22 protein-coding genes are annotated in these 13,990 nt (G+C 32.7%); 2 read left to right on the top strand and 20 right to left on the bottom strand.

Annotated elements, in window-relative coordinates:
- Positions 1–15 precede the first annotated feature (15 nt).
- The 11 genes from H9Q76_RS04710 to H9Q76_RS04660 form a co-directional block, all read right to left on the bottom strand.
- On the bottom strand, positions 16–858 hold the full coding sequence (locus H9Q76_RS04710; protein ID WP_249321745.1) for an SH3 domain-containing protein: 843 nt from the start codon (positions 856–858) through the stop codon (positions 16–18).
- A 227-nt stretch (positions 859–1,085) separates the two neighbouring features.
- Complete coding sequence (locus H9Q76_RS04705; RefSeq protein WP_249321744.1) at positions 1,086–1,520, bottom strand: hypothetical protein; 435 nt, start codon at positions 1,518–1,520, stop codon at positions 1,086–1,088.
- Positions 1,521–1,825: 305 nt separating this feature from the next.
- Positions 1,826–2,062, bottom strand: a complete 237-nt coding sequence (locus H9Q76_RS04700) for a hypothetical protein (RefSeq protein ID WP_249321743.1) — start codon at positions 2,060–2,062, stop codon at positions 1,826–1,828.
- A gap of 182 nt (positions 2,063–2,244) precedes the next feature.
- Complete coding sequence (locus H9Q76_RS04695; protein ID WP_249321742.1) at positions 2,245–3,120, bottom strand: tyrosine-type recombinase/integrase; 876 nt, start codon at positions 3,118–3,120, stop codon at positions 2,245–2,247.
- Between the two features lie 513 nt (positions 3,121–3,633).
- Positions 3,634–4,068, bottom strand: a complete 435-nt coding sequence (locus H9Q76_RS04690) for a type II toxin-antitoxin system VapC family toxin (RefSeq protein ID WP_249321741.1) — start codon at positions 4,066–4,068, stop codon at positions 3,634–3,636.
- Complete coding sequence (locus H9Q76_RS04685) at positions 4,055–4,279, bottom strand: hypothetical protein (protein WP_249321740.1); 225 nt, start codon at positions 4,277–4,279, stop codon at positions 4,055–4,057. Before H9Q76_RS04685 ends, H9Q76_RS04690 begins: the two co-directional genes overlap by 14 nt.
- A gap of 14 nt (positions 4,280–4,293) precedes the next feature.
- On the bottom strand, positions 4,294–4,641 hold the full coding sequence (locus H9Q76_RS04680) for a DUF6471 domain-containing protein (RefSeq protein WP_249321739.1): 348 nt from the start codon (positions 4,639–4,641) through the stop codon (positions 4,294–4,296).
- Positions 4,642–4,802: 161 nt separating this feature from the next.
- A complete protein-coding gene (locus tag H9Q76_RS04675) occupies positions 4,803–5,111 on the bottom strand; it encodes a hypothetical protein (RefSeq protein WP_249321738.1) in 309 nt (102 codons plus the stop codon).
- Positions 5,112–5,229: 118 nt separating this feature from the next.
- The gene (locus H9Q76_RS04670) at positions 5,230–5,859 is read right to left on the bottom strand and encodes a hypothetical protein (RefSeq protein WP_249321737.1); all 630 of its coding nucleotides are present in this window, start codon (positions 5,857–5,859) and stop codon (positions 5,230–5,232) included.
- A 107-nt stretch (positions 5,860–5,966) separates the two neighbouring features.
- Positions 5,967–6,158, bottom strand: coding sequence for a hypothetical protein (locus tag H9Q76_RS04665; protein WP_249321736.1), 192 nt, complete (start codon positions 6,156–6,158; stop codon positions 5,967–5,969).
- 59 nt (positions 6,159–6,217) lie between these two features.
- Positions 6,218–6,535 (bottom strand): hypothetical protein, encoded by a 318-nt coding sequence (locus H9Q76_RS04660; RefSeq protein ID WP_249321735.1) that lies wholly within the window; start codon positions 6,533–6,535, stop codon positions 6,218–6,220.
- 275 nt (positions 6,536–6,810) lie between these two features.
- Here H9Q76_RS04660 and H9Q76_RS04655 point away from each other — a divergent pair, with 275 nt between their 5' ends.
- A complete protein-coding gene (locus H9Q76_RS04655) occupies positions 6,811–7,326 on the top strand; it encodes a DnaJ domain-containing protein (RefSeq protein WP_249321734.1) in 516 nt (171 codons plus the stop codon).
- 356 nt (positions 7,327–7,682) lie between these two features.
- Here H9Q76_RS04655 and H9Q76_RS04650 read toward each other — a convergent pair whose 3' ends face one another.
- Both H9Q76_RS04650 and H9Q76_RS04645 read right to left on the bottom strand, forming a co-directional pair.
- On the bottom strand, positions 7,683–7,949 hold the full coding sequence (locus H9Q76_RS04650) for a helix-turn-helix domain-containing protein (protein WP_249321733.1): 267 nt from the start codon (positions 7,947–7,949) through the stop codon (positions 7,683–7,685).
- A gap of 316 nt (positions 7,950–8,265) precedes the next feature.
- The gene (locus tag H9Q76_RS04645) at positions 8,266–8,601 is read right to left on the bottom strand and encodes a hypothetical protein (protein WP_249321732.1); all 336 of its coding nucleotides are present in this window, start codon (positions 8,599–8,601) and stop codon (positions 8,266–8,268) included.
- A gap of 132 nt (positions 8,602–8,733) precedes the next feature.
- On the opposite strand from H9Q76_RS04645, the gene H9Q76_RS04640 reads away from it, so the two are divergent.
- Positions 8,734–9,261 (top strand): hypothetical protein, encoded by a 528-nt coding sequence (locus H9Q76_RS04640; RefSeq protein WP_249321731.1) that lies wholly within the window; start codon positions 8,734–8,736, stop codon positions 9,259–9,261.
- On the opposite strand, the gene H9Q76_RS04635 is transcribed toward H9Q76_RS04640, so the two are convergent.
- The 7 genes from H9Q76_RS04635 to H9Q76_RS04605 all read right to left on the bottom strand — a co-directional run bounded on the left by H9Q76_RS04635 (position 9,185) and on the right by H9Q76_RS04605 (position 13,784).
- Entirely contained in the window at positions 9,185–9,634 is a 450-nt protein-coding gene (locus H9Q76_RS04635) for a zinc-ribbon domain-containing protein (RefSeq protein WP_249321730.1), read from the bottom strand. The genes H9Q76_RS04640 and H9Q76_RS04635 overlap by 77 nt on opposite strands.
- Before the next feature lie 38 nt (positions 9,635–9,672).
- Positions 9,673–10,302 carry a hypothetical protein gene (locus H9Q76_RS04630; RefSeq protein WP_249321729.1) on the bottom strand — a complete coding sequence of 210 codons (630 nt, stop codon included), beginning with the start codon at positions 10,300–10,302 and terminating at the stop codon, positions 9,673–9,675.
- Between the two features lie 107 nt (positions 10,303–10,409).
- Positions 10,410–10,796 (bottom strand): WGR domain-containing protein, encoded by a 387-nt coding sequence (locus H9Q76_RS04625; protein WP_249321728.1) that lies wholly within the window; start codon positions 10,794–10,796, stop codon positions 10,410–10,412.
- Between the two features lie 18 nt (positions 10,797–10,814).
- Complete coding sequence (locus H9Q76_RS04620; protein WP_249321727.1) at positions 10,815–11,489, bottom strand: hypothetical protein; 675 nt, start codon at positions 11,487–11,489, stop codon at positions 10,815–10,817.
- 62 nt (positions 11,490–11,551) lie between these two features.
- Positions 11,552–12,823 carry a hypothetical protein gene (locus H9Q76_RS04615; protein ID WP_249321726.1) on the bottom strand — a complete coding sequence of 424 codons (1,272 nt, stop codon included), beginning with the start codon at positions 12,821–12,823 and terminating at the stop codon, positions 11,552–11,554.
- A gap of 228 nt (positions 12,824–13,051) precedes the next feature.
- Positions 13,052–13,339: an HU family DNA-binding protein gene (locus tag H9Q76_RS04610; RefSeq protein ID WP_249321725.1), complete on the bottom strand. Its 288-nt coding sequence runs from the start codon at positions 13,337–13,339 to the stop codon at positions 13,052–13,054.
- 13 nt (positions 13,340–13,352) lie between these two features.
- Positions 13,353–13,784 carry a hypothetical protein gene (locus H9Q76_RS04605; RefSeq protein WP_249321724.1) on the bottom strand — a complete coding sequence of 144 codons (432 nt, stop codon included), beginning with the start codon at positions 13,782–13,784 and terminating at the stop codon, positions 13,353–13,355.
- Between the last annotated feature and the right edge of the window lie 206 nt (positions 13,785–13,990).

Genomic DNA, 13,990 nt, shown 5'->3' with positions numbered 1-13,990 from the left:
TACCAGACCTTTGTATTATTTATATAATTCTTCTTGATGAAATTGATATGTTCTATATGTCATAAGATTTCTTTTCGCTATCCATCCGGATATCAGTTTTCCATCACTTGTCTCATATTCAATCTTAATCCAGTTTTTTACGTCTTCCGTTTTATACACTTGATCGTCATACAAAAGCGTGGCAACTACTGCTGCATGACTGCTCGGTTCATAATACAATTTTGCGGACTCTGTATTTACTATGTACGTATCTTCTTTTCCCTCTTTATTTACTATTATTTTCTCATAACAGGACTTACATACATCTGCAATTTGTTTAACACCTGTATATACTGCAACTCCCGCCAAAAATAGAGTACCTATTATGAACATAGCTGTTAAACATGGTACTTTTTTCCAAAGAAAACTCCATATACATTTTTTTATTTCATCAGGAGATTTACCTTTGATTTCCTTAATAACGTTATTAACATTAAATTTTTCATCTTTTTCTTTAATATCTTCATGTGGTTTTAAAGAAACGTTCGGAACCAAATTCCAATTATCAATAAAATTAAATTTACTTAACGTAGATATAATATTATTAATAGCAATGTCACTCATATATACTATGTTCACCCTAAACACTTTTTGCAAAATATTTAGGCATGACTTAGCTACTAAATCTTCATTACCATTTTCTCTGTCATAAAACATGTTATTTATTATAGCTACATTTTGTGAGAAACCTTTTACAACAGATTCTACAGCATATTCATTTTTTACTGTTTCTAAACTTCTCAATAATGGTAGCAACACATCAACATTTGTACCTAATTTTTCCAATGCGTTGAAATATGTATAATTAATCTCGTCCATTTTTTCCTCACTAGACATATTTTTTATATACATTATCACATATTATTTTCAATATCTAGTCTTTTTTTTATTTTTTACACTATATCTAGTGTTCGTTTTCCCCAAAAAGAAAAGCCACAACCTTTTACAGTCATGACTTTTCCCAAATCAATCATATATTTAGGAGTTTCCTCAACTAAATACCATATACATTATATCAATAGATTGCCGAATTTGTAAATATCTGATTATATTACATATCCAGATTTCAAACCGGCTGCTTTCTGTAATTCTCGAATTCTATCTAATGTAATACAAGCCAACATATCAAAAAAATACTTTTTCATTCTGCCATAGTCTCTCAATGTTTCTACATCAATTTCCGTGTGCAATACCATATCAGCAGAATCGAAGATATATGTATTGACGATTACCTTGTTAGTGCTGGTATTCATTTCTATACTCATTGTTACATGAAAATCCGAAGGTTCCAGCCGCTTGCATGTATCCGCATAATAATCTGCAAGCATTTTATTGATAATCCCAGATAAACGATCCGCGATATCCATTGACAAAACCATGTTGTTTTCAATCTGAAATCCAACTATTTTACTATTGATATCCGTATAATTCTCTTCCGCTATAAAATTGATATCTTTTAATGTATAGCGTTGCTGTTCCATAAGATTACACCTGCCTTCTTACTGTAATTTTACTAAATATTATGTGTGCTTATGTGATACTTTCCGACTATTCACGATAAGCCATTCCGAACTTGTATCTACGTTTTTTGCGCTATATAAGTGCCAAAACCTGAATCACGCCAAACTCGTATATTTCCCATATACATCTTCATTTTCTGTCCTTATACAGTGACTTTATACCATGTGTTGTATTCCCTACTAATTAAGTAGGATTTGGGTTTATCGAGAAAAAATATGTAGGAAAATCAAGTGTTTTTCCAATTCTCGATATGTGATACGATAACCTATTTTCCGTATTTTTTGTTATATTCTGCTTCCATGTCGTCCATAATGTCTCGCAGATTCTCTTTTGCATCTTTTAGCCAATACAGACTGCCATTTGCCTGAATTGGTTTACCTTTTTTATACTGTCGCTCAATTTTATCCATCATATAGTGTATTCCAGCATTCACGCCCTGTAAAAATACCTGCTTTGTTTCATTCTCTATGATTTCTTTTTCACCAAATAAATCCTTCATCATTCCACCTCTCATTTACATACAAAATATTAAAAACAAAGTAATTACACAGCCTACCACAATTTGTAATGTAGTATGCTGTGTTGACGTTTTACGTTCTTCCTTCAACTCTCTGCTCCTTTCCATTTTATGTCTTCACCTATATATTCCTCATTTGAAAAACATTTTTGTACTTTTTTAATTTTTTATAAAAATTCAGCACGTTCTTTTATTTTCTTCATGGAAGGATTCGTATAGCGAATTGTTGTATGTATATTTGAATGTCCTGCTAACATAGCAACCTCCGCTATCGTATAACCAGCTTCCAATGCAGAACTACAAAAATAATGTCTCAATGTGTGTGGAGTAATATTTTTGCCTTTGATAGCATTTTCCCAAAATACTTTATTTATTGCGGTGCGATCAAGAGATTTTCCCTTTGCATTATAAAATAGCAAATCGGTGTCTTCCTTATTATAATGTCTTCTGTATTCATTAATAGCTTCTATTACCTTTGAATTCATAACCACAATGCGTTGCTTTTCTCCTTTTCCATCTGTCACACGAATTTCACCGCTAACTGTATTTACGTCTGTTCTTTTCAACCGCAACACTTCACTAATACGTAAACCTGTGTACATCATAACCGTTACAATCGTATAATTTCGTATTGCATGTGTACCCTCTGATTGCAAAATTCCTTGCCTGAACCGGTCTACATCCTCCTTTGTTACTTCTGTCGGATTAATAGAATTTTCTTGAATTTTAATAAAATCTGCCTTCGATATTACCATGTTATCTGGTTGCATCAATTCATTATATTTAGATATGGCAGATAATTTTGCATTAATGGTTTTTCCATTCAGATTATGATTGTCCTGACCAGTTCGCTTTATATTCTTCAAGTAATTTTTATATTCTTGAATATTAGCTCGATACAGACCTTTGAATTCAATATCTCCAAAACTATCATAGAACCATTTGAAATACTCCTTCATGTGACGAGTATATGATTTAATTGTGTTTTCGGATTTTCCTTCTTCTCTTAGTTTTTCAACAAATTCTTTTATGTATGTTTCCATATGCTCAACCTCCGTATAAATTATGTGGCGTTATTATTTCTATCTGTACTAATAAGTTATGTGGCAAAATAATTACGCTTCTATAATCTATATTCACTTTTTCGCTACATAATTGCCCTTATGTGGCAAAAATAATTTAGGCATTTTTCCTTTGATTTATTGTATATATTCCTTGCCTAGTCTATACTATATTTAGGAAGGAGCTGAGACACATTAAAAATATCGAGATTTACAAAACGAATCATTTCAAAATTGCATTACATAAAATTCACAGCAAAATCGAAGATTTATTATTTTCCATTATTCAACGGATTCCTGAACGCATGATTCCAACTTGCCTTATGAATTGGGTAGAAAAATACACCAGCAAACGCATATACGAATTAAAACAACAAATCATCCGTGATCGCTGGCATAGCGCAGAATTAGAACATGTGATTAAAGATATACACAATAAGAAGATATAAGAAAAGCACCTTCAGAAAGATTTCTCTTTCCGTTGGTGCTTTGTTATTATTCCAGTTCATCAACTGTAATACACTTTATTTCCTTGAATTGCCTTAACTGCTTATCATTCGTCAAGAATAAATCGCACTTTGTAAGACATGCAACCGCTAACTGAATTGCATCCATAGCCTTAAAGCCTTTATATTCTGCTCTGATTTGAGCTGCCTTTTTAGCAATCTCTTGGTTTACTTCTACAATCTCCATATCAGTAGTTTCAACAAGCCTGTCAAACATATCAATAAATGAATATAGTTTGTTTCTGTATGGAAATACAAAATATTCTTCCATTGTAATTACAGAAGTTACAAATTTTTTATCTGCCTCATATCCATTACTAAAAAATTTCTTTACCTTATCATAATACTGTGGGTTATTTTCATCCTTTTCAATAAAGTATATGAATGGTGCAGTATCAACAAATGCCTTTTTATAATCTGTCATTCTCACGCATCTCCCTCATATATTCATCTACATGCTGTCCCCTTTCGCTTGGAATGGCAAAACTATCCCAGTCAACAGGTGCTTTCTTTGCTTTTCTCTGTGGGTAATTTAACAGAGTAACAACAACCTCTGCTCCGTCATAATCTCTAATATCTTCATCTTCAATAACAACTGTATTACCTTGTACAATTCCCTTTACTGCTGCTAACATAGGGCATACCTCCTTTATTGGATCTGCTTCTTTGCATTTCTTGCTTTGGTTTCCTCTGATTTCTTCTGTGCAGCCTTTTTCTCTTCTTCTGTCATATTTCGCTTTGATTTTCCTTTTTCGTCTTCTGGATAATCAATTATATACTCCGTTCCATCTGCCTTATCTTTTAAAATCAGATTCATTTCCAGAGCATCCGCAATTTCCACTAATTCAAGAGATGAAAATTTATCCCTTGTCATTTTGTTACTTAAATTTTGCCTTGTTGTGTTGGTTGCTTCCGCAAGTTCCGCTTGTGATATATTTTTTGCCTTTATTATTTCTTTTATAACTGTTTTTGCCGACATGTCAATCAAACCTTCCATGCTTTATTATTCACCTCCGATTATACTTGAATTTTTGCGTTTTTTCAAGGATTCCATACAGTACATAATTATAGATTATTCTTCATTTTCTATTTTGATATTTTCCCTTTTATCACATTTAAGGATGGCTATATTTCAAACCACCCCTGATTATACTGTTGTTATCTTTCTTCTGGGAAACAAACTGTTGTTGCGTTATCTCCGGCTATTTCAGAAATCCGATTTGTAATTATCCAAATTCTGCCTTTTGAAGTATTGTAGGCACCCATAACATATAAATCATCTGGATAATTCAAAGCCTCCTCATTTGTCTGTTTATCTTCTGCGTCCATGTCTCCCCAATCTTTCATAGAATACCGCTGTAATGCAATAGTGATTTCTAATGCAAATTTGCGTTCCTTTGCCATATAACTATTGATTGATCTGGTAACTACAATCTGCCCCATATTGAAATATTCTGACTTTATCATGCTATTTTCCGTCCTTCCTTGTATTTCCATTATTGCCTTTACAATCTACTTTACTTTTTCTATCTTTCTATATGATGGTAAGTGTGCCATTTCTGACACACCACCATATATTTATTGATTAGATACCGAAAACCTGTTTGAAGATTTTTCTAAACTCTTTTCTATCCTCACGAACCGCCCAATACTGCAAGGAAAAATCATCACTACTGTACTTATCGAGTAAGAATTGTGCAATTTCTGTCATTGAATAACCTTCTAATAACATATTCAATTCAAACTGTCTCGTATCTGCCTGCACCATATCTGGATTTATACACTTATTATAGAAATCCTCATATAAAGTTCTTATGGTTGCTTGTCTTTCAACATTCATAAATTTATCAGTTGGTTCAAAATCACATTCTTTTCGTGCGCCATCTTCAACTTCATAGAACATTTCATCATAGCTCCATACACCGCCTTCAGGACAACGTTTTTTTCTATTCATATCTCTCCAATATCTGCTTCTGGCACTGTCAAGTGTTCTGAAGAAAATCTGTTCAAATTTAAGATTCTGCAATCTCTCATACTGATGGAATTTCTTTACCGCGTCCAAATAAGGAATGATTAAAATGTCGTACCATTCTTCCGGATTCAGTTTGTGCAAATTCATGTATCTGTAAATCAAATCATGATGCACTTCTGCAAATCTTCTTTCTTCCTCTGTCAATGGTCTCTGTGTGTGTTCTGATCTTCTGTAATTATCCATAATTACTACCTCCTAATGAATTTAATATGATTGATTTGTATGGCTTTTGATTGCCGATTGAGCAAGTGCAAATTGAAATGCCACGGCTTAACCGCTTGCCCAAGTGATTAGAAGTTATATACCGGAATCACATCTTCAATATTCAAATCGTTTTCAAACCAACAATGATTTGATACATCTGGAATATCTATAATTACATGATCCTTGAATGTCTCCTTGATTACTCCATCATGTATATCTTCATCCATTCTGCACTTTACTCTTTGACCTACTTTGAAAATATGCGTTAAATCTGCCATATAAAAAGCCTCCTTTGTTGTGGCGTTGGGTGGGTTTCCCCACCCTTACCACTTGCTGATTACTGAACTCGTAAAACTCCGAATGTGCTTCGTGTAATGCACTTCTCATACTCTTCATCAGTAAGATACTTTTTGACCTCGTCCTTCTTCACATTCTCGCGTGTCTGTGTAGAATATGTAGTCTTGTAATCTGTACCGATATACTGCTTAATAGGCTTACCGTTCTTGTCCACTGTCTCACACTCTACTGTTTCATTCAGAAACTCGATAATTCCACTCTCAAGTTCTCTGATCTGCTGTTCTGTCTCGTTCTTCAAAGTCTTGAGACTTCTCAACTCTTCTACTACCTTGTTCAACTCTGTTTTTGTCATACACATAATGACTACCTCCTTAAATATGATGATTGATTTTTTCGGTCTGTTTTGTTCGACCTTGATTGTATTGTACACTCTTTAGTGTATCTCGTCTATTCGCAAAATCAACAAAATACACTATTTAGTGTGTCGAGTTTTTGTGCATGTTCACTATTAAGTGTCATATTGCATAAAATCTTTATACACTATTTAGTGAATTTTACTATTGTGTTTATACACTCGTTAGTGTATTCTTGATTTATCAAATCAATCAATATATTTTTTAGGAGGTTGTTATTATGAATTATTTTAACAATGTAAAAACACTTGAAGAGTTAAGGAAACAGTACAAAGAACTATTGAAAAAGTATCATCCAGATAATCCTAATGGTAGTACAGAAGCTACAAAGGAAATCAATGTGGAATATGAAAAGTTATTCAAAGTATTAAAGAACAGACACGAGAACAGAGCAGAACGGACAAGCGACACCGACAAAAAAAACTATGATAATATGAAATATGATTTTTCAGAAGATGAAAAGTTAAGGGAAGTTTTACAGAGTATCATATCATTACAGAATATAAATATTGAAATTGTCGGTTGTTGGATATGGGTTGATGGTGAAACATACGAACACAAAGACAAATTGAAGGCTTTAGGATTCAGATGGGCACGAGAAAAAAAGAAATGGTATTTTCACACCGAAGCATTCAGAAAAAGAAGTAAAAGAAAGTTATCTATGGAAGATATACGGAATTATTACGGAAGTACCGAAGTACAGACAGAACAACCGAAGAAATTAAAAGAAGCGTAAAAAAATAGGGTGTAATCGTCAAAGGTTACACCCTATTTTTATTGTATATTCTGCTACTTTTAATTATATTTATATGATAAAATACAATGCTTCGGGGTACTAAAAACCATAAAAAAGAACTATATTTTTCTACCGGGGTGTATCTGGTTCATCTATACAGTGACTTAAAAATTTTTACTCTACGATATTTTTCTAATAATTCAATTCTCGTTACATAAATTTTGAGAGGAAAAATTTCACCTTTTCCGCTTCTCATTCCGCAAAGAAATCAATGCCAAAGAAAAAAGATATGACCGCCTCTTATTGGAATTGTTACAAGATTTAAGATGACACAAATCCAGTCTAGTCACTAGATTTTACATTTGCTTTAATTTCGCTTGAAGTTCGGCTATTTGTGCTTCGATTTTTGCCTTCTCTGCTTGTTCATCATCAACATAAGACATAATATCCCCTGGTTGACAATTTAACTCTTTACATATTTTATCTATAATTGACATTGCCACATATTTATTTTTGCTAAAATTAGCCATAGTTGATGGACTAGCCCCAATACTATGTTGCAGATCAATTTTTTTTATACCTTTGGATTCTAATAAAGAATCTAATTTATAATATACAATCATGTAAAACCATGCCTCCAATGTTATTTTTCTTTTTTTAGTATATCATTTCACTTTTGTATAAATCGCCTCATATCCTCGAACAAAATCGTACTAAGTCCGCAATTTTATCAACCATATAATCACAAAGTCAATCACACCTCAAAATTGTTCATTTTCGCAAAGGATAATAACATATGACACAGAGAGGGGGGGACACTTAAACCACGAAAATTTAAGTACCTAACCATATTCCGAGGTACTGTAAAACTATGGCAGAAATAAGTACAAAAATTTGCGTCTATATAAACAAAAGACCTATCTTCCGACAAGTCTTTCTTTAAAACATACTCTTAACAAATACCTTATATGCATCTTCATCCAGAGAAAGCAAACTCTTCTCTCCGTCTTTCCATTCCACAGCAACAAGATATTCATTACTCTTCTTGCCGCCTACTCCTGCTATTGCTCCGAAGCCACCAAATAATGCTACGCCTAAAGCACCTTTCCAGAATGAATACTGGTCTTTGTTGGATTCGTCTATTACGGTATAAGAAGAAATAGATAATTTGTTCATCGTTTGAGAATATGGTTCGCACTTAATCCATATTCTTGTGTTTCCGTAATCTATTTTATTATTTTTATATTGCCCTTCAATAACATAACTTTTTCCCATACAAAAACTATCCTCCTTTTTTGAAAAAGTATATCAAATTAATTAATTATATTCAATATTCACAAATAGAAAATCAAACAAACAATTAAAGACATTAGGGATTTAGCGGATTCAATTAAGACATTAAATGCTATGGGTATTGCTACCAATGATCTTAATAAAAATGACATATTAAATATTGGTAAAATTCCTGAAAGTCAATTAAATGCCTATATTCAAGAAATCCAATCTATCAAGCAAGCCAACTACGGAAATTTTGAATCACTTCAAATCCAAGAATATGCCAACGCTCTTTCCGATCTTGATTCAACACAGACTGCTCTATTATTAAAAACACAAGGTCTGACAAATGCACAGATTCAACAGACACTTGCTGCACAAGGAGCTTCTACTGCTGCACAATATCAAACTATGGTTGAAGCTGGATTGTTGGAATCTTCGACAATGGTTTGCTCACTCTTGCCGGAAAAGGAATCGAATGGGTATATAAGAAGATTTCTGGTAAAGCTGCGGAATACCTTATATGTATCTGAAATAACAGACTCTACATTACATCAATTGATTCTATCTTTGAGTTCTCACATCACCATTTATACCCACACTTTTTACAACACATACTCTTACCAATATCACTACTTGCCAAACCAAACAATCCAGTAGAAAGCCACCGTTTAGTTCCTGATATTTTTTGTATATCAGTTGAACCACAGGTAGGACAATGAGGTTTTAATGTCTCTTGCTCTTTGATGACATCATCTACTGTTTTAACAGTTAGTGTTTTGGGAATTATACCTGTCTCAATTATTTTATCTATATAATATCGAGATTGTCCTATTTCACATCCATGTTGCAGAGCAAACATTCGACATTTTGTTCCGTATTCAATTTTGTCATCCAATAAAAAACCCAAATCGAATTTTATACCATTTATAGTGCAGTTAGTATTTTGTTTTATTGGATATCCACAATAAACACATTGGTCACTTTGATCAGATACTTGTTTACCGCATTCTGGACAAATTATTAATGCCATAATTATTACCTCTATATTTTTATGATAAATTTAATGACTTATATTAGCGAGTATAATTTTTTCATTTTATTTACCATGTCAACCACAAAATCTTTGTATTCCTCAATAGGCGTTTTACTTATTCCTGCTATCATCTGTCCTGTTAAAATATGCTTCACATTACATGGTAAATCTGCAACATATGAATCAAACAAATCCACAAAAAGTTTATAATACTTTTCATTACTGTAATTTATTTTTTCATAGGCTCCTGCATCATAGACATAACATAAACACCAAAACTCTAAACTATCATCCGCATACGGTAATCCTAGCACCCATAAATAATAATGAATTATCTCATGTCGAATAGTTCTTTTTAATCTCTTATTAAGAATAGAATTTGATGCATCAATTCCAATTCTAATATATGCTTGTCTTTTCCCAGCACTGACAAAGCCGCCTTGCACAGCATAATCTAAATCATTATCTATTGAATATAAATATTCATCCATAATATTGAAACAGGATAGCGGAATTACTTTATCGTTTACCATAATACATGTATCTGTAGAAATGGAATTTCTACATAAATCTCTAAAAAATTCTATTCCATATTGCATAACCTTCTGTTCTCTAATAAAATAATTATGCATTTCCTCTTGTGACATTCTAATTCTCTTGTCCATATTAATCCCCTCCAATATAGTATTTTTTCTATTTTACCATATCAGACTTCAAAAATGGTAAAAAAATAGGGCATATCAGATAAATCAATATCTAATATACCCTAATCCTAATCTTCATACGAACTATAAGGACGCACCTCATACTTAATCAATGCATCAAATAGCCTGTCTGGTATCTTATCCCTATATCTCAACGCTAATATTCTAATCTCTGATTCCTTGAATAACTTGTATTCTTGAAACGCTTCTTCCTCTGTGTCCCAGTAATGAAGCTTAACTTGTTTATCATGTCCAAATGGTGTGATCCTTGCCAAATATTTATCTCTTGCTTTGTCATAGACAACACCGATAGCATAAACCTTTGCTGATTTATAACGTTTTCTACGCTTTGTTGCACTTGCCAATGCAGAATTGATTGCCTCTGGTAATATGCAACATTTATCTGGTGCATACTCTTTATTACCACGATTCAATAAATCTTTATCAACTGCCATGCGTTCTCCGTCACATTCTTAATAATTTGCAGAATACCATTCAGCAAAGGCATCTCTGCTATTCTTCCATTCATCGTACATAAAAGCATCATCGTAACAGCGGTTTACCAATAAAGAATTACCGCCATAGCATCTTCTATAAATACCAGCCCATATCGAATAAGCTGGATTACCCTTGACAGTATTGTAATCGTAATATTCCTGCTCTCTTCCAAGCTCTGCAACCGTTTTAACGTGTTTTCTCAGCAACTCATACTCTTCCGCAGATACATAAATCAGATTCTTGTAGTAGTTGTTATTCACATCCTCGTCTATATACCATATTTTATTGCATCCCGTAGACTTTATTAAGAAATGCTTTGCAACAAGTATTTCTGGGCTTGTCTCTTCATGTATTGCTGATCCATCAAAATCATAGGTTACAATCGTCCAATGAACACTTCTTTCTGAATTACCGCTATTCATCTTATGAAAGAAAAATGTTTTATCTTTCCTCATATTGTTCGTAAGTCTGCCATAATTTGAAATCCAGTAATGTTCTGTATCTTCCACCTGTACAAATATCTCATCATCACCAAGCAGATCTATATTATTTTTCTTTGTATCAAGTACCTTATCATCTGATAATTTTATGTAATCTCTAAATTCTTTTCGTTCTAATATTCTTCTGTCTTTAACCTTTATATAAGCCATCTTTCCTTTTTCTCCTTATAAACTGCAAGAGGCAGCAGAACTAAATCTGCCACCTCTGATTATTAGTCAATTTCAATTTTGTAATTCAGCATACCTTCATACACATAATCTGGCACTTTGCCCTTACACTTTTCCGCAAGATCACAAATATAATCTATCTTACCATCTATAAATCCAGTATGTGCTTCTTCCTCTGAATCGAATACACCTATATCCATCTTCTTATTAAGAACATTCATTGATACCGAATATGTACCATTATCATTCTGTTGGATATTGCTTTTAATTCCTCTATCTTCAAATACTGTATTCAAGAAATGTGTCATAAATACACAAGTCTCTGGACTATACATATTACTTTCCTTACAGAGTAAATCCTTATCTAAATCGACCTTAGTACCCAGAATATAATGTGCATCAAACCATATCTTAAAATTCTGGTAATTCTGCCATTCCTCGCATACATTTTTATCAATATAATACGGTTTTAATTTATGGATCTTTTTGTTATAGCATCTCTGAATCATATTTTTCCATTTGATAAAAGAATTTGATTCACTATCTATATCTGAATACTCTCCTCCAACATAACCTACACCTTCATATGTTCTTTTATTGTACCAAGGTTTCCAATCATCGGGTTTAAACTCTACCGCATTGACAATCTCCATAATCTGTTTATCTGCGATTGCTCCGTCCTGTTCATGCACCCTCAAAATCTCATTGTACTGTTTGTCTGTAACCGGGAATAAATGCTTGTAGTAATTATCCTTTGTATCATTGTTCTTATGCCACACCATAGTATTATTTTTCATGTCATAATTGACAACAAACATCTTAATTACAAGGTCACTGGCAGTTACCTTTTGTTTCCTATATCCCCATCTGTTCTTAGATTTGAAATATACATTCTTGTCAAGTGTATAGGTCAATTCCTTTGTGATTCTTGAATATACACCTTTTACAAGCTGATATGTTCCATCATCCAACTTCTGAATTATCCTGCCATAATTGGAAGTCCATACAGATTTATAGTCAAATAAACGCACAAATACTTCATCTTTTGCAATAGTATCAATACCAGATTCAGACCTGTACAATATCTGAAAATGATATGGTTTCTTATATTTCCTCTGCATCTTCATTGACTTATCTTTATGGTATATTTCCAAGCCATCTGATAACCTTTGTTGATAACGCTTTTCTCTCATTCCTTCATTGAAACACTCTTTACATATATTTCTCGTATAATTATGGTTTATTCCATACCGTTCTAATGGAAGTAACCTCCCACATTTCTTACATATTTTTGTTTCTTTATCTTCACTAATCATAGTCCTCCTTTTTTATAAATCAAAGGTCAAGAAATAGGTGCGACATAAAACGCACCCTAATAAACTGCTATATGCAGCAGACGTATTATTCAATTTTCTCATATCGGGAAATGTGCAGAATTGCACAAATGATAGGTTTATTTGAACCTCACAAAATATTCTTGATCTCTGATACAGACTTTCTTTTACTTCCTGCCTGTTGGGAAATAATATATTGTAACAAACATATTACTTTTTCGCTTTCATTGTTTTATCTAAATTTCTACTGGGTTTAATTCTTATCTTTTTATGTTCATCATCCATGAAAAAATCTTTTTGTCGAATATCATACCTTTTTGTTGCTTTTATTGTTATAGGTTCAATCCGAAATAAATTCTTCAAAAGAATCATATTCCCCTCTTCCATCTCTTCATACACTAACTCACGAAAAGCATCTAATACCAAATTGACATCTTTCTTATACAAGCCTGTTTTTTCTGCCAGCTTATTTCTAACATCTAAATTATGTAATACCATTTTTTTCTTCTCCTTACGTTGATACCGATAATCCTTGACTTTTCAAATACGAAATTGCTTCTTTTAGTAATGTTCCATCCTCTATCGTACATGTCAATGTTTCATCCCATACATGCGGAGATGTACCGACATTCAATCCACCATGTAAGCCTTCGTTTGCCCATGTAGCGACCTGATACCCTGTTGCATTATAATAATTACTCATAGATTCTGTATCTATGTATACATACGCCACCGCTTTTCCTCTTGACATTCTTCCTTTTACTTTAATTGCCGATCTCAAGAAATCATACTGTCTCCGATATGATACGGGGTTATATGAATCATAATAACTTTGCAAAAAGAAATTCAAAGTCTCATATACTCGGTTTGCTAATTGATCAACCAAACCAACCAATACCGGCTGCATGATTTTTGACAAATCATTCACGTTGTTAATTTCCATCTTCAACCTCCTTAATTCACATGAAATTATCATTTCAAATACTGTCGCTATTACTAGCTTAAAATTGCGTATTTCGTTCAAATTTGGCTTTAAATACTATTTAGGTATATTTCCTTACCTATGGATTTTAAGGCACTAAAATAAGCCACCTATCAATCATATTTCTATAACTGATAAGTAGCTTATTTACATGTCCTAATATTTAT

The organism is Wujia chipingensis (genome assembly GCF_014337155.1).
Classification (GTDB): domain Bacteria; phylum Bacillota; class Clostridia; order Lachnospirales; family Lachnospiraceae; genus Coprococcus_C; species Coprococcus_C hominis.
The sequence above is the reverse complement of the archived record's forward strand: the minus strand, read 5'-3'. Positions and strand labels throughout refer to the sequence as shown.